18 protein-coding genes are annotated in these 22512 nt (G+C 66.9%); 12 read left to right on the top strand and 6 right to left on the bottom strand.

Features of this window, described 5'->3' with window-relative positions; genetic code table 11:
• Nucleotides 1-2: 2 nt before the first annotated feature.
• Both ACTZWT_RS13110 and ACTZWT_RS13105 read left to right on the top strand, forming a co-directional pair.
• Nucleotides 3-827, top strand: coding sequence for a TIGR00282 family metallophosphoesterase (locus ACTZWT_RS13110; protein WP_444770118.1), 825 nt, complete (start codon nucleotides 3-5; stop codon nucleotides 825-827).
• Between the two features lie 180 nt (nucleotides 828-1007).
• A complete protein-coding gene (locus ACTZWT_RS13105; protein ID WP_444770117.1) occupies nucleotides 1008-2108 on the top strand; it encodes a hypothetical protein in 1101 nt (366 codons plus the stop codon).
• Between the two features lie 215 nt (nucleotides 2109-2323).
• On the opposite strand, the gene ACTZWT_RS13100 is transcribed toward ACTZWT_RS13105, so the two are convergent.
• Nucleotides 2324-3604 carry an MgtC/SapB family protein gene (locus ACTZWT_RS13100; RefSeq protein WP_444770116.1) on the bottom strand — a complete coding sequence of 427 codons (1281 nt, stop codon included), beginning with the start codon at nucleotides 3602-3604 and terminating at the stop codon, nucleotides 2324-2326.
• A gap of 489 nt (nucleotides 3605-4093) precedes the next feature.
• On the opposite strand from ACTZWT_RS13100, the gene ACTZWT_RS13095 reads away from it, so the two are divergent.
• Nucleotides 4094-4249, top strand: coding sequence for a DUF3096 domain-containing protein (locus tag ACTZWT_RS13095; RefSeq protein WP_011439997.1), 156 nt, complete (start codon nucleotides 4094-4096; stop codon nucleotides 4247-4249).
• Here the strand turns inward: ACTZWT_RS13095 and ACTZWT_RS13090 are convergent.
• Entirely contained in the window at nucleotides 4246-4677 is a 432-nt protein-coding gene (locus ACTZWT_RS13090; protein ID WP_444770115.1) for a hypothetical protein, read from the bottom strand. The genes ACTZWT_RS13095 and ACTZWT_RS13090 overlap by 4 nt on opposite strands.
• Between ACTZWT_RS13090 and ppdK the strand changes: the two genes are divergently transcribed.
• The 6 genes from ppdK (at nucleotide 4670) to ACTZWT_RS13060 (ending at nucleotide 14737) form a co-directional block, all read left to right on the top strand.
• Nucleotides 4670-7408: a pyruvate, phosphate dikinase gene (gene ppdK / locus ACTZWT_RS13085; RefSeq protein ID WP_444770303.1), complete on the top strand. Its 2739-nt coding sequence runs from the start codon at nucleotides 4670-4672 to the stop codon at nucleotides 7406-7408. The two genes, ACTZWT_RS13090 and ppdK, sit on opposite strands and share 8 nt — an antisense overlap.
• Before the next feature lie 154 nt (nucleotides 7409-7562).
• Nucleotides 7563-8000, top strand: coding sequence for a hypothetical protein (locus ACTZWT_RS13080; protein ID WP_444770114.1), 438 nt, complete (start codon nucleotides 7563-7565; stop codon nucleotides 7998-8000).
• A 95-nt stretch (nucleotides 8001-8095) separates the two neighbouring features.
• Nucleotides 8096-8500: a FixH family protein gene (locus ACTZWT_RS13075; protein WP_444770113.1), complete on the top strand. Its 405-nt coding sequence runs from the start codon at nucleotides 8096-8098 to the stop codon at nucleotides 8498-8500.
• Nucleotides 8497-9897, top strand: a complete 1401-nt coding sequence (locus ACTZWT_RS13070) for an efflux RND transporter periplasmic adaptor subunit (protein WP_444770112.1) — start codon at nucleotides 8497-8499, stop codon at nucleotides 9895-9897. The genes ACTZWT_RS13075 and ACTZWT_RS13070 overlap by 4 nt, the downstream gene beginning before the upstream one ends.
• A complete protein-coding gene (locus ACTZWT_RS13065) occupies nucleotides 9894-13052 on the top strand; it encodes an efflux RND transporter permease subunit (protein WP_444770111.1) in 3159 nt (1052 codons plus the stop codon). The genes ACTZWT_RS13070 and ACTZWT_RS13065 overlap by 4 nt, the downstream gene beginning before the upstream one ends.
• Nucleotides 13053-13330: 278 nt before the next feature.
• On the top strand, nucleotides 13331-14737 hold the full coding sequence (locus tag ACTZWT_RS13060; RefSeq protein WP_444770110.1) for a cell wall hydrolase: 1407 nt from the start codon (nucleotides 13331-13333) through the stop codon (nucleotides 14735-14737).
• A gap of 91 nt (nucleotides 14738-14828) precedes the next feature.
• Here ACTZWT_RS13060 and nadC read toward each other — a convergent pair whose 3' ends face one another.
• The 3 genes from nadC to nadA all read right to left on the bottom strand — a co-directional run bounded on the left by nadC (nucleotide 14829) and on the right by nadA (nucleotide 18587).
• Nucleotides 14829-15704, bottom strand: coding sequence for a carboxylating nicotinate-nucleotide diphosphorylase (gene nadC, locus ACTZWT_RS13055; RefSeq protein ID WP_444770109.1), 876 nt, complete (start codon nucleotides 15702-15704; stop codon nucleotides 14829-14831).
• A gap of 33 nt (nucleotides 15705-15737) precedes the next feature.
• A complete protein-coding gene (locus ACTZWT_RS13050; protein ID WP_444770108.1) occupies nucleotides 15738-17360 on the bottom strand; it encodes an L-aspartate oxidase in 1623 nt (540 codons plus the stop codon).
• A 114-nt stretch (nucleotides 17361-17474) separates the two neighbouring features.
• Nucleotides 17475-18587: a quinolinate synthase NadA gene (gene nadA / locus ACTZWT_RS13045; protein ID WP_444770107.1), complete on the bottom strand. Its 1113-nt coding sequence runs from the start codon at nucleotides 18585-18587 to the stop codon at nucleotides 17475-17477.
• 50 nt (nucleotides 18588-18637) lie between these two features.
• On the opposite strand from nadA, the gene ACTZWT_RS13040 reads away from it, so the two are divergent.
• The 3 genes from ACTZWT_RS13040 (at nucleotide 18638) to ACTZWT_RS13030 (ending at nucleotide 20611) form a co-directional block, all read left to right on the top strand.
• Nucleotides 18638-18892 carry a hypothetical protein gene (locus ACTZWT_RS13040; RefSeq protein ID WP_444770106.1) on the top strand — a complete coding sequence of 85 codons (255 nt, stop codon included), beginning with the start codon at nucleotides 18638-18640 and terminating at the stop codon, nucleotides 18890-18892.
• A 40-nt stretch (nucleotides 18893-18932) separates the two neighbouring features.
• Nucleotides 18933-19919: an acrylyl-CoA reductase (NADPH) gene (gene acuI / locus ACTZWT_RS13035; protein WP_444770105.1), complete on the top strand. Its 987-nt coding sequence runs from the start codon at nucleotides 18933-18935 to the stop codon at nucleotides 19917-19919.
• A gap of 98 nt (nucleotides 19920-20017) precedes the next feature.
• The gene (locus ACTZWT_RS13030) at nucleotides 20018-20611 is read left to right on the top strand and encodes a hypothetical protein (protein WP_444770104.1); all 594 of its coding nucleotides are present in this window, start codon (nucleotides 20018-20020) and stop codon (nucleotides 20609-20611) included.
• Here the strand turns inward: ACTZWT_RS13030 and ACTZWT_RS13025 are convergent, their stop codons facing one another.
• The gene (locus ACTZWT_RS13025; protein WP_444770103.1) at nucleotides 20612-22510 is read right to left on the bottom strand and encodes a CHASE2 domain-containing protein; all 1899 of its coding nucleotides are present in this window, start codon (nucleotides 22508-22510) and stop codon (nucleotides 20612-20614) included. It lies immediately after the preceding gene.
• Nucleotides 22511-22512: the final 2 nt, after the last annotated feature.

Here is a 22512-nt window from a genome sequence, read left to right as displayed (position 1 = left end):
GTTTGCGCATTCTGTTCATCGGCGACGTCGTCGGCAAATCCGGCCGGACCGCAATCGCCGAACATCTGCCCCGAGCGATCCGCGACTGGCAGCTCGATTGCACGATCATCAACGGCGAAAACGCCGCCGGCGGCTTCGGCATCACCGAGGCGATCTACAATGATTTCATCGACGCCGGCGCTGATGCGGTGACGCTCGGCAACCACGCCTGGAATCAGAAGGAGGCGCTGGTGTTCATCGAGCGCGCGCCGCGCCTGATCCGCCCGGCGAACTTCCCGCGCCATACGCCCGGCCGCGGCGCCGCTTTGGTCGAGACCCGCAACGGCGCCCGCGTGCTGGTGATCAACGCGATGGGGCGCGTCTTCATGGAGCCGCTGAACGATCCGTTCGCCGCAGTCGCGCGTGAGCTCGACGCCTGTCCGCTGCGCGAGGCCGCCGACGCCGTGGTGCTGGATTTCCACGGCGAGGCGTCGAGCGAGAAGCAGGGCATGGGTTACTTCTGCGACGGCCGCGCCAGCCTGGTGGTCGGCACGCATACCCATGTGCCCACCGCCGATCACCAGATCCTGCCCGGCGGCACCGCCTACATGACCGACGCCGGCATGACCGGCGATTATGATTCCGTGATCGGCATGCACAAGGACGAGCCGCTGCAGCGCTTCACCACCGGAATTCCCCAGGGCCGGTTCGAGCCGGCGAACGGCGTCGCGACGATGAGCGGCGTGGCGGTGGAGACCGACGATACGACCGGTCTCGCGACCAGGATCGCGCCGGTCCGGATCGGCGGACGGTTGGAGCCGGCGGTGCCGGCGTTCTGGTTGAGTTAGCCGGCTGAACATTGGGCTGAGCATGGCCGGCGACGATCAGCCGGCGACGATCAGGAAGGCGGCGCTGCGGAAATATCCCGCAACACGCGGCAGATCTTAACGCCGCGTTAACCATGTCCTGAAAAGTTGGCGAGCGCTAACGGTTTCTTAACCGCCTCTCCGCGCAGCGGGACATCGCCCATGACCACGGTCAACACCGGCCTCAATTCCTACGCGCAATACGGCGCGGCCTATGCCCGCAATGCGGTGGCGCAGAACTCGCTGGTGGGTGTGCTGGCTTCGACCAGCGACGATGTGATCCCGTCGAACAGCTCCGCGACGAACCTCACGCTGTCGGCGGCGGCGCGGGCGCAGCTCGCCAATGCCACGGCCTCGAAGGATTTCTCCACCGTCATCAGCGACAGCCGCGCCGCGCTCGACAAGCTCTACAAAGCGGCCGGCGCGTCCGGTCCTTATGACGCCGGCGGCAAGCCCACGATCGATCTGTCGTCGCTGGATCGCCGCGCGGTGTATGCGATCGCCGCCAACAGCGGCGGCCAATTCACCGAAGCCGAGCAGACGCTCGCCGCGGTGACGCGGATCGCCGGCTTCAACGCCGCGCTGTCGCCCGCGGCGCAGACCGCGCAACTCACCGGCGATTACTCCGTTGTCTACAAGGCCGCCGCGGACTACCTCGATGGCGCCAGCAACGAAGAGAAGGCGACGGCGACCTGGAAGGCCGAGCGCGCCGCCGTCGCCAAGGGCCTCACCGCGACGCAGAGCGATCCGACCAAGGTGCCCTCGGGGATTTCCGGCGACCCGGTCGCGGCCTATCTGGCGCAATATCCGTCCGGCAGCACGCTCCCCACCCAGAGCTTCTCCAGCGTCGCGAAATCGGCCCGCGCCGCGCTCGACGATCAGGCCAAGCAGGCCGCCGCCGCCGGCAAGGAGCTCGTCTACGATTCCGGCCGCAAGGTCGGCCAGATGGCGGATCTGTCGGCGCTCGACAACCGTTCGCTGTCGGCGATCTCGCTCAATCAGGATCAGCTGTTCTCCAAGGAAGAGAGCTTCGCCGCCAAGCGCGAGCTCGACGGCCGCAACCGCGCCAGCATTCTGACGGCGCTGAAGCAGAGCCAGAGCTCGGGCAATCCAGCGGATTTCAGCCTCGGCCTGCTCAACACCTATTCGGCGATGAGCGCGGAAGAGCGCACCGCGACGAACTGGACGACGACGTTCCGCGACAATGCGGTGCAGAGCTACAAGGCGACCACGTCGCTGCTGTCGCTGCTGAAGGGCGGCTGAGCGGGGGTCGACGAAGAACTCCTCAAGCTCGTTCCATCGCTGAGTCGTCATGCTGAGGCGCTCGCCCGAGAGGGCGAGCCTCGAAGGGTGCGGCCGCGGGCAAGGTCGATGTCTGCGTGGCCCGTCCTTCGAGGCTCGCTACGCTCGCACCCCGGATCAAGTCCGGGGCAGGCTCTCAGGACGACGCTGTGCAGGGAGCGGGCGTTGTCCGCAGCTCACATCTTGATGCCCGCCAGCAGCAGCGCCAGCGCGACGCCGCCGGCGGCGAGTCCCACCAGAATCAATCCGCTCGGCAGCGTCGCGCGGCCGCCGAACGACAGCGCGTATCCCGCTTTCAGGATGTTGTTGGACGACGCCGCGATCAGCACCGCGATCGCGACCGCGTGGTCGCCGATCCCGGCGGTGCCGCCCTGCGCCAGATTGAGCACGAACGGATCGATGTCGGCGAAGCCGACGATCGCCGCCAGCCAATAGATGCCTTCGGTGCCGAATTCCGTCTTCACCCAGGTCGAAGCGAGCGAGATCAGCACGAACATCGCCGCGAACGCCGCGGCGGTGCCGAGTTCGAGCGGGTTGCCGCGCCCCGCCGCGTCATGCGCTTCGGCGGCCGGCGCCTTGATCAGCCAGTATTGCAGCGCGGCGATCGACAGCGCCAATGCGGCGAGGCCGGCCATCGGCACGGCGAGCTGGCGCGCCAGCGCCAGGTTGAACACCGCGATGATCGCCAGAATGCGCAGATACATGATGCCGGTGGCGAGCGTGATCCCGGCCAGCGCCTGCCGTCGCGACGCCGGATCGGCATTCGCCTGCCGCGCCAGCACCACCGTGGTGGCGGTCGACGAATACAGCCCGCCCAGCGCCGGCATCCACAGCCCGCGCGCCGCCCTCGGCCAGTAGCGCTGCGCCAGATAGCTCGCATAGGACAGGGTGCAGACCAGCGTCAGCGCCAGCCAGGCCTGTCGCGGGGTGATGCTGGTGAGCGTCGTTACCGGCTCGGCCGGCAGCAGCGGCAGCACCACACCGGTCAGAATCAGGAATTGCCCGGCGGTGGTGATTTCCTTCATGTCGATGCGGCGCGCCAGCGTGTGCAGCCGGTCGCGCCCGGTCAGCAGCAGCACCGCGACCACGGTGACGCCGACCGCGACCCAATGCGGCAGCGCCAGCGCCACCGCGCCGAGCAGATAGGCGTGCACGTTGAGCAGCAGCACCACCAGCCCGGCATTGCGCTCGCCTTTCTCGTCGCGCTCGCGCAGATGCACGCCGTAGAACATCGCGAGCCAGGCGCCGAGCACGACGAGCCCGCCGGTGAACGGGATCAGGTGTGTCGGATCGAACAAATACAGCATTCCGCCGCCGAGCGAGAGCAACGGAAAGGTGCGGATGCCGCCGGGGCGCGCGGAGCTGGTCTTTGCGAAGAAATCCTCGAATGCGAAGCCGAGGAAGAAACTCAACAGCAGCAGCAGGCCGAGACTATGGAACGACGGCGTCGCAATCATGGGGTGCCCGGCGTGGGGATGATGCGGTGGCGAGGCCAGCGCGATCAACGACCGCCAAACGAGGGATCGGCTCGGCGATCAATGACTGTAACAGGGCGCGCGAGGTTGGAGAAGGCATGCCGGGAGGCCTTTGACCTCGGCGCGTTCTGCCATTCGCAGCCGTCAACAGAAGAACCCCGCCCGGGCGGGGGACGGGGCGGGGCTCTCTGATCCAGTCGCATGATTTGCGCCCGGATCTCGTTCAAGTGTCGTCCACCTGAACGAACCGAATCCGGAACTGCGAGGGCATCCGCAGATGCCCTTCGTCATTGAGGCAATTCCCGCGGCGGCATGGTGTTCCTGAAAAATTTCGACGCGCCGGCGGTTTTTTGGCGCGATGGAACCCGCAGGGCGGCTCCGGCGTCATCAGGCGGCTGTATCGCTCGATGCACCTGCCAGCTACAAACCGGCTGCGATTCGGTCGCGATTCTCTCATCGGAGACAACTGCCATGACAATCACCGCTGCCCACATTCCCGCCATCGTCGCGCTGATCGCCGGTATCCTGATTCTGGTGATGCCGCGGCTGCTCAACATCGTGGTGGCGATCTATCTGATCTGCGTTGGACTGATCGGTCTCGGCGCGCTTCGCTTCTTGCACCTTTAGTCGGCAGGATAGCGCCCAGCTTGCTTGCAACCGCCAAAACGTGGTGTATAGCGGCCCAATCTCTTCCTCTCTTGCGGACCGTTGAAAGCCATGGCCAAAGCCGCTTCCAAGACCAAGAAGACCGCTTCAAAATCGAAGCCTTCTGCAGCCAAGTCTTCTTCTGCAGCCAAGTCTTCTTCTGCAGCCAAGTCTGCAGTCAAGCCTTCTGCAACCAAGTCTTCTGCATCCAAGTCGCGCAGCAAGCCTGCGGTCGCGCCGGCCCGGAAGGCCCTGGCCAAGACGTCGCCGAAGCCGGCGCCGAAAGCCGCCAGCAAGGCGGTTAGCAAGCCCGCTTCCAGGACCAAGCCCGCTTCCAAGGCCAAATCTGTTTCCAAGGCGACAGCGGTCGCCCGGGCCGTGGCGAAGGCGGTTGTCAACGCGGTGGTCAAGCCGGCTGCGAAGCCGGCCAAGGCCGCGGCGAAAACGGTCGATGCGCCGAAGGCCGGCAAGTGGGTCTACACCTTCGGTGACGGCAAGGCCGACGGCAAGTCGAGCATGCGCGACCTGCTCGGCGGCAAGGGCGCCAACCTCGCCGAGATGGCCAATCTCGGCCTGCCGGTGCCGCCCGGCTTCACGATTCCGACCTCGGTCTGCACCTATTTCTACGCCAACGGCAAAACCTATCCGAAGGAGCTGAAGACCCAGGTCGAGCGCGCGCTCGACCACGTCGGCAAGCTCACCGGCAAGAGCTTCGGCGATGGCGAGAATCCGCTGCTGGTATCGGTGCGTTCCGGTGCCCGCGCCTCGATGCCGGGCATGATGGACACCGTGCTCAATCTCGGCCTCAACGACCAGACCGTCGAAGCGCTGGCGCTGAAATCCGGCGACCGCCGCTTCGCCTATGACAGCTATCGCCGCTTCATCACGATGTATTCCGATGTGGTGCTCGGCCTCGAGCATCATCATTTCGAGGAAATCCTCGACAGCTACAAGGACAGCAAGGGCTACACGCTCGACACCGACCTCGACGCCGACGACTGGGTCGCGCTGGTCGGCCAGTACAAGGAAGCCGTCGCCCGCGAAATCGGTCAGGACTTCCCGCAGGATCCGCACGCCCAGCTGTGGGGCGCGATCGGCGCGGTGTTCTCGTCGTGGATGAACGCCCGCGCGATGACCTATCGCCGCCTGCACGACATTCCTGAGTCCTGGGGCACCGCCGTCAACGTGCAGGCGATGGTGTTCGGCAACATGGGCGAGACCTCGGCCACCGGCGTCGCCTTCACCCGCAACCCGTCGACCGGCGAGAGCCGGCTGTACGGCGAATTCCTGATCAACGCCCAGGGCGAGGACGTCGTCGCCGGCATCCGCACGCCGCAGGACATCACCGAACACGCGCGACTCGAATCCGGCTCCGACAAGCCGTCGATGGAAGTCGCGATGCCGGACGCCTTCCAGGAACTGACGCGGATCTACACCCTGCTGGAAAAGCACTATCGCGACATGCAGGACATGGAATTCACCGTCGAGCAGGGCAAGCTGTGGATGCTGCAGACCCGCGGCGGCAAGCGCACCGCCAAGGCGGCGCTGCGGATCGCGGTCGAACTCGCGAGCGAAGGCCTGATCAACAGGAAGGACGCGATCAGCCGGATCGAGCCAAGCTCGCTCGACCAGCTGCTGCATCCGACGATCGATCCGAACGCCAAGCGCGACGTCATCGCCACCGGCCTGCCGGCGTCGCCGGGCGCCGCCTCGGGCGAGATCGTGTTCTCGTCCGACGAGGCCGCCAAGCTGCAGGCCGACGGCCGCAAGGTCATCCTGGTCCGGATCGAGACCAGCCCCGAAGACATTCACGGCATGCACGCCTCCGAAGGCATTCTCACCACCCGCGGCGGCATGACCTCGCACGCCGCCGTGGTGGCGCGCGGCATGGGCAAGCCCTGCGTGTCGGGATGCGGTTCGATCCGCGTCGATTACGGTCGCGGTACGATGACGATCGGCGCCCGCACCTTCAAGACCGGCGACATCATCACCATCGATGGTTCGGTCGGCCAGGTGCTGGCCGGGCGGATGCCGATGATCGAGCCTGAATTGTCGGGCGACTTCACCACGCTGATGGGCTGGGCCGATCAGGTCCGCAAGCTCAAGGTTCGCGTCAATGCCGACACGCCGGTCGACGCGCGCACCGCGATCAAGTTCGGCGCCGAAGGCATCGGCCTGTGCCGCACCGAGCACATGTTCTTCGAAGAGACCCGCATCCGCACCGTGCGCGAGATGATTCTCGCCGAAGACGAGCAGTCCCGCCGCGCCGCGCTGGCCAAGCTGCTGCCGATGCAGCGCGCCGATTTCGTCGAACTGTTCGAGATCATGAAGGGCCTGCCGGTGACGATCCGGCTGCTCGATCCGCCGCTGCACGAATTCCTGCCGCACAGCCACGCCGAGATCGAGGAAGTCGCCCGGGCGATGAACGCCGATCCTCGCCGGCTCGCCGATCGCGCCCGCGACCTGTCCGAATTCAACCCGATGCTCGGCTTCCGCGGCTGCCGTCTGGCGATCGCCTATCCGGAGATCGCCGAGATGCAGGCCCGCGCCATCTTCGAGGCCGCGGTCGAGGCCGAGAAGCGCACCGGCGATGCCGTCGGGCTCGAAGTGATGGTGCCGCTGATCGCGACCCGCGCCGAATTCGACATGGTCAAGGCCCGGATCGACGCCACCGCGCATGCGGTGTCGCGCGAGACCGGCGCCAAGCTGACCTATCAGGTCGGCACCATGATCGAGCTGCCGCGCGCCTGCCTGATGGCCGGCGACGTCGCCGAGACCGCCGAATTCTTCTCGTTCGGCACCAACGATCTGACGCAGACCACCTACGGCATCAGCCGCGACGACGCCGCGAGCTTCCTCGGCACCTATATCGAGAAGGGCATCTTCGCGGTCGACCCGTTCGTCTCGGTGGACCGTGACGGCGTCGGCGAACTGGTGAAGATCGGCGTCGAGCGCGGCCGCAAGACCCGTCCGGATCTCAAGGTCGGGATCTGCGGCGAGCACGGCGGCGATCCCGCCTCGGTCGCGTTCTGTCACGAGATCGGCCTCAATTACGTGTCGTGCTCGCCCTACCGCGTGCCGATTGCCCGCCTCGCGGCGGCCCAGGCCGCGCTCGGCAAGGCGATCAGCAGCCAGGCGTAACGCGCAGCCGTCATCACCCGCTTTCGCCGACGATGACGTGGGTGGTTGGGACATCACGGCCGGGGCGTCGCTCCGGCCGTCTTGCATTCGCGGGGGCGACCTCCGGTCCGCCCCGGATCTTTCGCACCGCCGCGAAATATGCGATCCTCTGGTCGTGAACCTGCTTCTCACCATACGCCGGCTGCTGGCGGCCGTGATGGTCGCGGGCCTCGTGCTGGCGCCGCTGGCCCGGCCCGCGATGGCCGACGCGCATTCGGCCGCGCCGCCGGCGACGGCCATGCATGGGATGACGGATCACGTGATGGCAGGCCATTTGGCGGCAGTGCCGTCGGTGGGCGTGATGTCCGCTGCGGTCGTCGACGAGATGGCCGAGATGCCGTGCTGTCCATCCGAGGCGCCGTCGACTCCTGTCGATTGCGGTAAGTGCCTGTCGATGGCGGGCTGTTCCTCCAGTTTCCTGACCGGGATGCCGGGCACGGTCGCATTGCCGTTGCCGGTCGCCACGATCGGCGCGCAAATGCCGACGAACGATTTCCGGCCCGACGGCCTTGGCCACCCGCCACCCGAATATCCGCCTCGATCGCTGGTCTGAGCGGCGCTGACGCGCCGTCTGCCGTCGCGTGACGTTTCGCGCGACGCGATTCATGCCGCCTTGCGGTCTGACCAACGCTTTCGAGGTATAGAAAAATGAAGACTCAGCTTTCGCGCGCCCTTCGGGCTGCGCTTGCCGCCGTTGCCATATTCGGGGCTACCACCGTCTCCCATGCCGACATCAAGGACTACGAGTTCCGTCTCATCGAGCCGACCGTCGGTGTCGGCCGCGACAAGCTCGTTTCCGTGCAGTTGATCAACAAGGCCACCGGCAAGCCGGTGCCGGATGCGGTGATCTTCGCGATGCGCCTCGATATGGCGCCGGACGGGATGGCCGAAATGGCGACCAAGATCGTGCGCGAGCCCGGCGGCGATCCGGGAACCTATCGCTTCAAGGCCGCCTTCGGCATGGAAGGCCGCTGGCTGCTGTCGCTCGGCGCCAAGGTGCAGGGCGAGACCGGCACGGTCGAAGGCAAGCTCGTCATCACGGCGAACAAGTGAAGCGCATCGCCCTCGCGGCCGGCGCCACCGCGATCATCGCGGTGGCGGCCGGCAGCATGCCGGGTGTCCGCGAGCACCTGACCTTCACGCCTGCGCTGATCGCGCCCGCGTCCGCGCAGAGCAGCGACGAGCCGGCTTACTATCAGGACCCGGACGGCAAGCCGTCCTATTCGCTGGCGCCGCGCAAGACGTCCGACGGGCGCGACTACCGCGCCGTGCCGGCCAGCGCCGACCTGAACTTCGACGATGACGCCCCCGTCGCGCCGCCGCAGGTGGTCGCGACGGATCGCAAGATCAAATTCTATCGCAATCCGATGGGGCTGGCCGATATCTCGCCGGTGCCGAAGAAGGACTCGATGGGGATGGACTACATCCCGGTCTACGAAGGCGACGACACCGACGACGGGTCGGTGAAACTGTCGCCGGGGAAGATTCAGCGCACCGGCGTCAAATCCGAAGCGGCCGCTCCGCGCGTGATCCGCACCACGATCCGTGCGCCCGGCGTGATCCAGCTCGACGAACGCAGGGTGTCGGTGATTGCGATGAGATCCGAGAGCTTCATTCAGAAGATCGCCGACGTCACCACCGGCAGCCGCGTCGCCAGGGGCCAGCCGCTGATGGAGGTCTACAGTGCGGCGATATCCGCCGCAGCGGCCGAATACATGGCCACGGTCAATTCGAAAACCGTCGGCGGCGTTGCGGCCTTCGGGCACGGCTCGCGGCAGCGGCTGGTCAATCTCGACGTTCCCGAGGCGGCTATCACCGCGATGGAGACCAGCCGGACCGCTCCGGTCAAGATCGAATGGTCGGCGCCGCGCGACGGCGTCGTTCTGGAGCGAAACGCCACCGAGGGCATGCGGGCGCAGCCCGGCGACGTGCTGTTCCGGATTGCCGATATTTCGCGGCTGTGGGCCACGATCGATGTCGCCGAGCGCGATCTCGGCGCCGTGGCGCTCGGCCAGCGCGTCATCGTCCGCGCCCGGAGCTATCCGGGGCGCGATTTCACGGGCGAGGTGAAGCTGATCTATCCGCAGATCAGCAAGGAGACCCGAACGGCGCGGATCAGGATCGAACTGGCCAATCCGGATCTCGCGTTGCTGCCGGACATGTATGTCGATGCCGAGATCGATACCGGCGGCGCGCAACCCGTTCTGGCGGTGCCGGACAGCGCCATTCTGGATTCCGGCAGCAAGCAGGTGGTGTTCATCGACAAGGGCGAAGGACGCTACGAGCCGCGCAGCATCGAGCCCGGCCGTCGCGGACGGGAGTATGTCGAGATCCGCGAGGGTCTCGCCGAGGGCGATCGCGTCGTGGTCTCCGCCAATTTCCTGATCGACGCGGAGAGCAATCTGAACGCCGCGCTGAAGGGCTTCTCGGACGCGGGAGCCAGGCCATGATCGCCCGCCTGATCGCGTGGTCCGCGCGCAATCTGCTGCTGGTGCTGTTCGGCGCCGGTTTCGCCGCGGCCGCCGGCCTCTACGCCGTGACTCATCTGCCGCTCGACGCGATCCCCGATCTGTCCGACACGCAAGTGATCGTCTACACCGAATATCCCGGTCAGGCGCCGCAAGTGATCGAGGATCAGGTCACCTATCCGCTGACCACCGCGATGCTCACCGTGCCGCGCTCGAAAGTGGTGCGCGGTTTTTCGTTCTTCGGTGCGTCGTTCGTCTACGTCATCTTCGAGGACGGCACCGACATCTACTGGGCGCGCTCGCGCGTGCTCGAATTCCTCAACGGCGCGTCGTCCCGGCTGCCCGCCGGCGTGACGCCCACCATCGGCCCCGACGCCACCGGGGTCGGCTGGGTCTATCAATACGCGGTGATCTCGAAAGAGCTGAACCTTGCCGATACGCGCGCGATCCAGGACTGGAACCTGAAATTCGCGCTGGCCAAGGCCGAAGGCGTCGCCGAGGTCGCCAGCGTCGGCGGCTTCGTCCGGCAGTACAACGTCGTCCTCGATCCGCAACGGATGCGCGACCTCGGCATCACCATGTCGAAGATACGCGACGCGATTCGTGCCAGCAACGCCGACGTCGGCGGGCGGACCGTCGAACTGTCGGAATTCGAATACATCATCCGCGGCAAGGGTTATCTGAAAGGCATCAACGATCTCGGCGACATCGTGCTGAAGAGCGCGGGCGGCACGCCGGTGCTGCTGCGCGACGTCGCCCGCGTCGAACTCGGTCCCGACGAGCGGCGCGGCATCGCCGAACTGAACGGCGAGGGCGAGGTAGCCAGCGGCATCGTGCTGCAGCGTTTCGGCGTCAACGCGCTGAGCGTGATCGACAACGTGAAGAAGCGCTTCGAGGAGATCGCCTCGAGCCTGCCGGGCTCCGTCGAAATCGTTCCGGTCTATGACCGCTCCAATCTGATCGACGCCGCGATCGCCACGCTCAAGAGCACTCTGATCGAGGAGTGCATCGTGGTGGCGCTGGTCTGCATCGTGTTCCTGCTGCATGTCCGCAGCGCGCTGGTGGCGATCATCATGCTGCCGGTCGGCATCCTGATGGCATTCGGCTTCATGAAGCTGCTGGGCATCGGTGCCAACATCATGAGTCTCGGCGGCATCGCGATCGCAATCGGCGCGATGATCGACGCCGCGATCGTGATGATCGAGAACGCCCACAAGCATCTGGAGCGGGCGCCGCCGGAGAGGTCCCGCGTCGAGGTCCTGATCGAGGCCGCCGCCGAAGTCGGCCCGGCGCTGTTCTTCAGCCTGCTGATCATCACCGTGTCGTTCCTGCCGATCCTCACGCTGGAATCGCAAGAAGGGCGGCTGTTCAGTCCGCTGGCGTTCACCAAGACCTTCGCGATGGCGGCGGCGGCCCTGTTGTCGGTGACGCTGGTGCCGGCGCTGATGGTGATCTTCGTCCGCGGCCGGATCGTTCCGGAGCACAGAAACCCGATCAACCGGGCGCTGATCTGGATCTATCGTCCGGTGATCAAGGCGGTGCTGAACGCCAAGCTGATCGTGATCCTCGCCGCGGTGGCGATCCTCGCCGTCACGGTCTGGCCGGCGCGACAGATCGGCACCGAGTTCATGCCGACCCTCGACGAAGGCACGCTGCTGTATATGCCGACGACGCTGCCCGGCATTTCGGTGACCAAGGCGGCCGAACTGCTGCAGACTCAGGACCGGATCATCCGTTCGTTCCCGGAGGTCGCCTCGGTCTATGGCAAGGCCGGCCGCGCCGCGACCGCGACCGATCCAGCGCCGTCGGAGATGTTCGAAACCATCATCAACCTGAAGCCGAAGCAGCAGTGGCGCGCCGGCGTGACGGTCGAAAGCCTCACCGCCGAGATGGATCGCGCGCTGCAGTTCCCCGGCGTCTCCAACGCCTGGACGATGCCGATCAAATCGCGGATCGACATGTTGTCCACCGGCATCCGCACCCCGGTCGGCGTCAAGGTGATCGGTAACGATCTCGATACGCTCGAAGGGCTGGCGAAGCAGATCGAGCAGGTGCTGAAGGCCGTCCCCGGCACGTCGTCGGCCTATGCCGAGCGCGCGCTCGGCGGTTACTACCTCGATATCACGCCGGATCGCGCCGCGCTGGCGCGCTACGGCATCAGCATCCAGGACGTCCACGACGTGATCGCGACCGCGCTCGGCGGCCAGACCGTGACGACCACGGTCGAGGGCCGGCAGCGTTTCGGCGTCAACATGCGCTATCCGCGCGATCTGCGCGGCTCGGCCCGGGCGATCGCCAGCGAGGTGCTGGTGTCGATGCCGAACGGCGGCGCGGTGCCGCTCGGCGAAATCGCGACCGTCGCGCCGACGCGTGGCCCGACCTCGATCCGCACCGAGAACGGCCAGCTCGCGGTCTACGTCTATGTCGATATCCGGGATCGCGACCTCGGCAGCTACGTTGCGGACGCGCAGAACGCGGTGAAGGCGAGCATCGCGTTTCCGGCCGGCTCCTACGTGGTCTGGAGCGGTCAGTACGAGTATCTCGAGCGCGCCACGGCGCGGCTGAAGATCGTCGTGCCGGCGACGCTGGCGATCATCTTCCTGTTGCTCTATCTGAACTTCCGCTCGGTGGCCGATACCATGATCGTGATGCTGTCGCTGCCGTTCGCGCTGGTCGGCGGCATCTGGCTGATGTGGGTGCTCGGCTTCAACCTGTCGGTCGCCGTGGTGGTCGGCTTCATCGCGCTGGCCGGCGTCGCCGCCGAGACCGGGGTGGTGATGCTGATCTATCTCAATCACGCGATGGCCGAGATCGCGGCGAACCGCGCCGTCGAGGGCGTGGCGCTCACCCGTCGCGATATCGCCGAAGCGATCATGCGCGGCGCGGTGGAGCGGGTGCGGCCGAAGATGATGACGGTGGTGGCGATCATGGCGGGGATGCTGCCGATCATGTGGAGCACGGGAGCCGGCTCGGAGATCATGCAGCGGATCGCGGTGCCGATGATCGGCGGGATGGTTTCGTCGACGCTGCTGACGCTGATCGTGATTCCCGCGATCTACGCGCTGGTCAAGGGTTTCGCCCTGCGCGGATCGAGCACGGTCGCGGCTCCACGACCGACGCGCGACGCGGTGGGGTGATGCGCAGGTCTCCTGGCCGGAATCCGGCGAGGTCGAAGCCCTGAACTCGCAACGAAACGTTCAGCATGTCTGTTGACGTGCTGTTGACGACTTTCAGGAAGTCCGCGTTTACCAAGGCTTTCGATCGCTACGCGGCGAGCGGCGGGAACTCTTGCGTGTGGCTCGCGGGCATCGGCGATTAACGCCCGAGCAACTTTAATCGGATAACAACAGAAACGATCGACTTGTCCGTAACGGTTGGTTGGTCGATCCCAGTAAGCGTTGCGTGAGCGTATCAGATGTCAGTCATGCGTAACCGGTCGAAGGGCGCACGGATTGCGTCCTTCGGCCTGGGACTCTGCGTCTTCGCAGTGTTCCCGACCGAAATCGGCTATCAGGATATCGCCTCGCTGCTGGTCCGCCAGCCGGGAGTGACCGAACGTTGGCAGAAGCGGATGTTCGCTTCCTCGGTCGGTTCGATCCAGGTGGCGACTTTCGCGTTCGGTCGTCCGATCGGCACCTGGACGCCGCAGGGCTCGACCTATCGGCTCGCCAGCCTCGACGGCAAGCTCGGCCTGCTCGGCGCGACCACCCGCAATCCGCTGGCGCAGCCGCCGCAGCGCTATCAGGCGTCAGATTTCCCGGCGGTGGATCGCACGCTGAAGGGTGATCGCCTCGCGATCTTCAAGCCGGAGCCCGCGACGCCCGACGAGCACGCGCCGTCCGCGACCGACGATTCGAATGCGCCGAACGTCGCCGGCGCCAAGACCGCCGCGCACACGCCGGCCGACAATTCGCCGCTCGACCCGGAGCTCGCCGAAGCGCTGCAGTCCGAGCCGCTGACGCAGTACGACGCTGCGCATGCGCTGGGCTCCGACGCGCTGCACGCGGCCGGCCCGGCCGATGCCGCCGGCGCGCCGCCGCGCGATCCGTTCACCGTCAAGACGTCGAGCCTGTTCTTCGGCACCGGCTCGCTCGGCGGACTGGAAGAATCGCTCGAGCAGTGGCGGCCCGGCGAGGAGCCGATCATCGTCACGCCGCACGGCATCGATCCGGACATGAAGTCGCCGTTGCTGTCGGCGACCGCCGTCGCTCCGGAAGCGGCCGGTGAAAGCGTCGCCGGTAAGGGTGAGGTCAATATCGATCATCACGCCCGGACGCCGGCTCAACGGCTCGGCCTGTTCGATTCCAAGCTGCGCGCCAGGCACGAGAAGTGCCTCGCCGAGGCGGTGTATTTCGAAGCGCGCGGCGAAAAGGTGCGCGGCCAGATCGCGGTGGCGCAGGTGGTGCTGAACCGCGCCTTCTCGGGCTTCTACCCGACCAACGTCTGTGGCGTGGTGTATCAGAACAAGCACCGGCGGCTCGCCTGTCAGTTCACCTTCGCCTGCGATCGCGTCGCCGACGTCGTGCGCGAGCCGGAGATGTGGGATCGCGCCAGGCGGATCGCCGCGGCGATGCTCGACGGCAAGCTGTGGCTGCCGGAAGTCGCGAAGTCGACGCACTACCACGCCTACTGGGTGCGGCCGTCCTGGGTGCACGAGATGAAGAAGATGTACAAGACCGGCGTGCACACCTTCTATCGCCCGCGCGCCTGGGGCGACGGCAGCGACGCTCCGAGCTGGGGCGACGCCGCCCAAACCGCCGCCATTTCCGCCCAACTCTCCGAAGCCGCCAGGAGCTCGGCCGAGATCAGCGCGAAGAACTGAGACATCCGCTCGCGACGACGCCGAGAGGCACTGCGCGAGCGCCCCCGGCAGCGCGTCCCTCTCTCGCAAGCGGGAGAGGTCACGCAATGAACTACGCGTCGATATCCAGCGCCACGTCGAAGTTCGGCGCTGAATGAGTAAGCGCCCCGGCGGAGGCGTAGTCGACGCCGGTCTCGGCGATCGCGCGAATCGAATCGCGGGTGACGCCGCCGGAGGCCTCCAGCACCACGCGGCCCTGCGCCATCGCCACGGCGCGTTTCAGCGTATCGAGGTCCATGTTGTCGAGCAGCACGACGTCGGCCATGCCGGTGTCGAGCACCTCGCGCAACTGATCGAGCGTATCGACCTCGATCTCGACCTTCACCAGATGGCCGATCTTCGCCCGCGCCGCCTCCAGCACCGGGCGGATGCCGCCGGCGACGGCGATGTGATTGTCCTTGATCAGGATCGCATCATCCAGGCCGAAGCGATGGTTGAACCCGCCGCCGCAGCGCACAGCGTATTTCTCCAACGCGCGCATCCCCGGCGTGGTCTTGCGGGTGCAGCAGATCCGCATCTTGGTGCCGGATGTGTGGCGGACATAGTCCGCGGTCAGCGTGGCGATGCCCGACAGCCGGCCGACGAAATTCAGCGCGGTGCGCTCGCCGGACAGGATCGCCCGGGCCGCTCCCGCTATCGTCAGCACATCGGTGCCGGCTGCGACCGCATCGCCGTCACGGACATGGGCGGTGATGGCGATGTCGGGCGACAGCCGCTGGAACGCCTCGATCGCGAGCGGCAGCCCGGCGATCACGCCCGCCTGCCGCGCCACCATGATCGCTTGGGCCCTGGTTTGCTCCGGAATCGTCGCGATCGAGGTGACGTCGCCGGCGCGACCGAGATCTTCGTCGAGCGCGCGGCGAATGGCGTCTTCGATCGCGAGCGGCGAGAGGAAGGCGTCGGGATGCAGCAAAGTCGTCGAAATCATGTGAGCTGCTCCTGGGCAGTCGGAAGGGAGGGATCAGGCGAGCGCGGTTTGCGCCTTCGTCGGAAACGGCAGGATGGTCGCGCCATTCGTCAGCGCCGCGGCGCGTTCGCGGGCCTGCGCGAGCGTGGTGATGCTGCGCTCCGCCAGCGCCGGATCCTCCGTCGGAAAGTCGGAGCGAAAATGCGCGCCGCGGCTCTCGGTCCGCGCCAGCGCCGCGGTCGCCACCAGCAGCGCCGTCGTCGCCATGTTCGACAGCGCCGACGAGCCCGCCTCGGCTTCGAGTGCCGCGAAGGCCCGCACCGCATCGGACAGGCCGTCGCGGTCGCGGATCACGCCGACCCTGGACGACATCGTCGCGCGCAGGCTCTGCTCCTGCGCCGGGTCGAGCGCCGCTTCGCGCGCGGGCGCGCCCGGATCGAACCGGCCGGTCGCCGCCCGCAACTCGGTGCCGGCGATGTCCTCGGCGATCCGCGCCGCATAAACCACCGCTTCGAGCAGCGAGTTCGACGCCAGCCGGTTGGCGCCGTGCGCGCCGGTGCAGGACACTTCGCCGGCGGCCCACAGCCCCTTCAGTGAAGTGCGGCCGCGCGTGTCCACCGCGACGCCGCCCATGTGGTAGTGCGCCGCGGGCGCGATCGGAATCGGCTGCGTCGCCGGGTCGATGCCGGCCGAGACGCAGCTCTCGTACACAGTCGGAAATTCGTGCGCGAACTTTGCTCCAATCGCCTGCGTTGCATCGAGAAACGCGCCGCGGCCCGCCGCGACTTCGGCGAACACGCCGCGCGCGACGATGTCGCGCGGCGCCAGCTCGGCGAGCGGATGCAGCGCTGGCATGAAGCGTTCGCCGCGTCCGTTGATCAGCGTCGCGCCCTCGCCACGCAGCGCCTCGGTGGCGAGCGGCGCGGGATCGCGGCCGACCATGATGGCGGTCGGATGAAACTGCACGAATTCCGGATCGGCGATCACCGCGCCGGCGCGCGCGGCGATCGCCAGCCCCTGACCGGAGGCTTCCGGCGGATTGGTCGTCACCGCGTAGAGATGCCCGATGCCGCCGGTCGCCAGCACCACGGCCCGCGCCGCGATCGCCACCGGCGAGGTGAGGATGCTGCCGGCGCGGCGCAGTTGCAGCCCGGCGACGGCATCGCCGTCGGTCAGCAGCGCTTCGGCGAACCAGCCTTCGAGTACCCGGATCGACGGCGTCCCGCGCACGGCTTCGATCAGTGCGGTGATGATCGCCTTGCCGGCCATGTCGCCGCGAACGTGGACGATCCGTCGCGCCGAATGCGCTGCTTCCCGCGCCACCGCGAGCCTTCCTTCGAGGTCGCGATCGAACGGCACGCCGTATTCCAGCAGATCGTGGATGCGTGCGCCGGCTTCCTGCGCCAGCCCGAGCGCCACCGCCTCGTCGACCAGGCCGGCACCGACCGCGATCGTATCGGCGGCGTGGGATTCCGCGCTGTCGCCTTCGCCGACCGCGGCGGCGATGCCGCCCTGCGCCCAGGCGGTCGAGGCGCCTTCGCCGAGCGGCGCCGCGGTGATCACCGTGACCGGCCGTGGCGCCAGCTTCAGCGCGCAGAACAGGCCGGCGAGGCCGCCGCCGACGATGACGATGTCGCCATGGGCGCCGAGCGATTCAATCTCAGGGGAAAAACCCATCTGGGTGGTCCGATCCTCAGCCTGCGTCCGTGGAACGTCCTTGCGCGGACTGCGAGGTGGAGACGGCGACCGCCATCAGGAACGGCCGCCGTCCAGGACGCCGCAGCAAGCGGCTCAGTTGGTCAGATTGATCATCCGCTCGACCGAGCGCCGCGCCGGCGCGATGATGGCGGGGTCGACCGTCACTTCCTCGCGCAGATACACCAGGCTGTCGAGAATCTTCGCCAGCGTGATCCGCTTCATGTGTGGGCACAGGTTGCACGGCCGCACCATTTCGATGTCCGGCAGTTCGGCCTGGACATTGTCGGCCATCGAGCATTCGGTGATCATCACCACCCGCTTCGGATGCCGGGTCTTGACCCAGTCGATCATGTGCGCGGTGGAGCCCGTGAAGTCGGCCTCGGCCAGCACGTCCGGCGGGCATTCCGGATGCGCGATGATCTTCACACTCGGGTCGGCCTCCCGATAGGTGCGCAGCTCGTCGCCGGTGAAGCGCTCGTGTACTTCGCAGGCGCCCTTCCAGGCGATGATCTTCACCTTGGTCTGGGAGGCGACGTATTTCGCCAGATACTGATCCGGCACCATGATCACGCGCTCGACGCCGAGGCTCTCCACCACCTTCACGGCGTTCGACGAGGTGCAGCAGATGTCGACCTCCGCCTTCACGTCCGCGGACGTGTTGACGTAAGCCACCACCGGCACGCCGGGGAATTTCTCGCGCAACAGGCGCACGTCTTCACCGGTGATGCTCGACGCCAGCGAGCAGCCGGCGCGGGAATCCGGGATCAGCACGCGCTTGTCCGGATTGAGGATCTTCGAGGTCTCCGCCATGAAGTGCACGCCGCATTGCACGATCGTCGAGGCTTTGACTTTGGTCGCCTCGACCGCAAGCTGCAGCGAGTCGCCGACGATGTCGGCGACGCAGTGGAAGATGTCCGGCGTCTGGTAGTTGTGCGCCAGGATCACGGCGTCGCGCTCGCGCTTCAGCTCGTTGATCGCCTTGACGTAGGGCGCCATGAACGGCCACTCGACCGGCGGGATCACGTTCTGCACCCGCGCATAAAGATGCGCGGTCGCGCGCTCGACCTCGGGCGTCCATTCGAGCTGCGGCATCGGCAGCGCGCGCGCCTTTTCCACCGCGCTCAGCGGCGCGCGGGCGAGCGACGGCTGACGCGCATGCGGCGGCAGGCCGAAATTTTCCGGGCCATAGAGATCAGCAAGCGGCATCAAAGCCTCCCGTTACGCTGCCCGTGATGTGCTCATGTTGAGCATATTCCGTGTCCAAGAAATCCGGCCCATCGGCCGGCAGTTTCCAACGCTGCATTGAAGCGCTTCCGGAGTCGTCTGCGTCCCCGCACCCCGCCTCGAAAACCCTCGAGGATGCGACTTATCCTCAAAAGGAGCAAATCAAATATAACATGCCGGGTTTGGTTCCGCCAGTGGCCGAAGGGATCAAATCGTCACATCAGTTCACCGGATTTGCATCGCTGCAGCGCAACGCGATCTTTACAGCCGGGCCGCAGTTTCTCTAACTCACGTCGGCATTCGAAAGCACAAAACAAGGGGAGCGGAATGGCGACGTTCAAGGCGATCAGGATCGAGAAGGCCGAGAAGGGCACCACCGCGGCGCTGGCCCAGTTCGACGACAGCGAACTGATGGATGGCGACGTCACGGTCGCGGTCGAATGGTCGACCCTGAACTACAAAGACGGTCTCGCGCTCACCGGCAAGGCGCCGGTGGTGCGGCGCTTCCCGATGATCGCCGGCATCGATTTCGCAGGTACCGTCCTCGATTCGACGCATCCCGACTGGAAGCCCGGCGACAAGGTCGTCTGCAACGGCTGGGGCATGGGCGAGACCCATCTCGGCGCCTACGCCGAGAAGGCGCGCGTCAAGGGCGACTGGCTGGTGCGGCTGCCGGACGGGCTGAGCGCGCGCGACGCGATGGCGATCGGCACTGCGGGCTACACCGCGATGCTCAGCGTGCTGGCGCTGGAGAAGCACGGCCTGACCCCGAAAAACGGCCCGGTGGTGGTCACCGGCGCCGCTGGCGGCGTCGGCTCGGTCGCGATCGCGCTGTTGTCGAAGCTCGGCTATCACGTCGTCGCGTCGACCGGCCGCACCTCGGAAGAGGCCTATCTGCGCGACCTCGGCGCCGCCGAGATCATCGATCGCAACGAGCTGTCCGGGCCCGCCAAGCCGCTCGCCAGGGAGCGCTGGGCCGGCGGCATCGACAGCGTCGGCTCGACCACGCTGGCCAATCTGCTGTCGATGACCAAGTATCGCGGCGCGATCGCCGCCTGCGGCCTCGCCGCCGGCATGGATCTGCCGGGCTCGGTGGCGCCATTCATTTTGCGCGGTGTGTGTCTTTACGGCATCGATTCGGTGATGTGCCCGCTGCCGGACCGCAAACAGGCCTGGTCACGGCTTGCCAGCGATCTGGACCGTGCCAAACTGGCGGAAATCACCCGGGAAATTCCCCTCGACGAGGTGATCGCCGCCGGCGCCCAGGTCCTGGCCGGCCAGGTCCGCGGTCGAATCGTGGTGAAAATTGCGTAGCGTTCAGACTTTACCAACCAAGCTGCGCCAATGTTGCCGCAGTTTGTATGGTAAGGAGCGGGTTAACGAGTTCGACCCGCGCCAGTAGGAGTTCAGGCATGTTTGCGCGTTTCGTATACGGCGCCCTGATGGCCGGCGCCACCGTCCTGCCGGCGATGGCAGGGTCGATGACCGCCGACGAGGCGCGCAAATTCGTCGCCAACAAAGTTTTCGCCTTCACCTGCTTCGACGGCACCCGCGGCGCCGGCCGGGTGTTCGAAGACGGCGGTGCCGCCGGCGCGGTGCAGTTCTCCGGCTCGGGTCCCAACCGCTTCATGCGGCTTCCCGGCAATACGTTGCAGGTGCGCGGCCAGTCGATCTGCGCGTCGATCAGGGGCATCCCGTTCAACCCCTGCTTCAATCTCGACAAGACCGGCGAGCGCAGCTTCCGCGGCTCGGTCTCCGGCATGGGCTTCGCCTATTGCGACTTCCGCCATCAGGGCGCCGGCCAGATGATGATGGCGCGGGCGATCTCGCGCTCGCAACCGCGTTCGCTGCACGCGCCCGGCACCCGTCAGGCCGATGCGTCGCGCCACACCGACGTCACCGCCCGGGTGCCGACCCCGCGCGTCGAGGCGACGCGGCTCGATCCGCCGAAGGCCGAGGCCTCGAAAGTCGAGGCCGCCTCCGAACTGCGCCGCTCGACGGACTGATTACAAGGCGTGGCCTGAACCGGGCACCGGGACGGCGGCGACCGCCGGGCGATCGTACCAGAGCCAGACTGCGAGAGATCGGGCGCGGCCGCGGATCGGCTCGTGCTGCGGCCCGACCAGTTCGCCGGTCCTGGACAGCATGCAGTCCGACCCGGCGGCACGCAGCATCTCGTCGCTGAGCGCGAGTTCGGCGCCGTAGCGAGCGGCGACCTCCATCAGCCGGCTGGCCACATTGACCGTATCCCCGGTGGCGGTGATGTGCTGATGACCGTCTCCGCCCAACCGCGAAGCGACGATCTCGCCGCAATGCGCTCCGATCTTGAAGCGGAGTTGCGCAGCAATGGCCGTCGGGAGCTTCGCCAGCCACATCCATGTTCGTCGGCTGAGACTTGCGCAGCACGACGCGGCGTTGCGGGAGTCGACAGCCGACGGCTCCGGCAGGCCGAATACGATCATCGCGCCGTCGCCGAGAAAACTGGTCACGATGCCGCCGTGGGTCGTGGCTTCGCTATCCATCAGCGCGTGGAAATCCTTCAGCAATTCACGCACCGCTTGGGCCGAGAGCGTCTCGCTGAGGGCAGTGAAGCCGGACAGATCGATGAAGACGATGCTGGCGTCCTGCCGCACCGGATCGAGCAGGAACGCCGGATCGCGGCTCAGCCATTGGCGCATGGCTGGCGCTTGAAACTGCTGAAACAGCGCGGCAGTCGATGCGAAGTGCTGAGCCCGGCGACGGTCGGCCCACAACTGCACCGCGCCGAACAGTAGCGCCGGCGGGGCGGCGGCCGCGAGCGGCAGCGACGCACTCAGCAGGATGCCGTTGCCATACGCCAGCACATTCGCGCCCAAAGCGAGGGCCAGCACGATGGCGATCGCAATCAGTCCCACCGCGTTGCGGCGCCATGCCAGGAGTGCGATCAGCAGCATCGGCAAGGTCGCCGCAATGATCGCATCGGCGCGGCGGACCCGGTAATCGCGCAGCATTCCGTCGCCGCTGATCAGATGATTGACGGCGGTCGCCACCACTTCGACGCCGGGCATCACCGGATCGAACGGCGTCGGAAAGAAATCGCTGCCGCCGGTCACGGTCGCGCCGACCACCACGATGCGGTCGGCGATCGCATCGTGGGGGAGCGGATCATCGGCTGCGCTGATCGTTCGGATCGTCCCGCGGCGGCCGTAGAAGGCGATCGGCAACCGGTGATCGATATCGGTCGGAATCAGGCGATCGCCGATCCGGATGCCCTGGTATTCGATGCTCGGATCGACACCCACCGCCAGCGCCACGGTGCGCAACGGCAACGACATCTCGATTTGCCGGTCGCTTCGAAACAGCATGGGAAACGCGCGCGGCGTGCCGGACTGATCGGTCGCGACATTCACCACGCCGATTGCGGCCCTGGCAGCGAACTCCGGGAGCGGCATCAGGAAGCGGGCCGCAGTCGGCAATCGCGACAGCGGCCCGCCGTCGCCCGCACTCACGGTCTGCTGTGCGTCCGCAAACACCGCCGCGGCTGCCAGCGCGGTCGGACGCTGCGCGAGCGCCGAGGCGACGGCGGCATCGGCTTCCGGTGTGGTCTGTTCGAGTAGCAGCAGGTCGAGCGCGATCGCCTTCGGCCGATCCGCCGCGATCCGCGCGATCAGCATGGCGAGATCTCCGCGCCGCAGCGGATAATGTCCAGTGCGTCGCACCGTTTCGTCGTCGACGACGATGATCGTGACCAGATCGGGCGCGACGCGTTGGCCGCGCAGCAATGCGCGCAGATCGCTCATCGTCGCCTCGAACCGCTCGAGCACCGCGATGTCGCCGTCGAGCTGGCGATAACCCAGCGCGCCGCCCCAGAGTCCGGCGATCAGCAGCGCGACGCCCGGGAGCAATGCGCGCCGCTTGATCCGCATGA

The organism is Rhodopseudomonas sp. NSM, assembly GCF_052445935.1.
In the GTDB taxonomy this organism is placed as follows: domain Bacteria; phylum Pseudomonadota; class Alphaproteobacteria; order Rhizobiales; family Xanthobacteraceae; genus Rhodopseudomonas.
The sequence above is the reverse complement of the archived record's forward strand: the minus strand, read 5'-3'. Positions and strand labels throughout refer to the sequence as shown.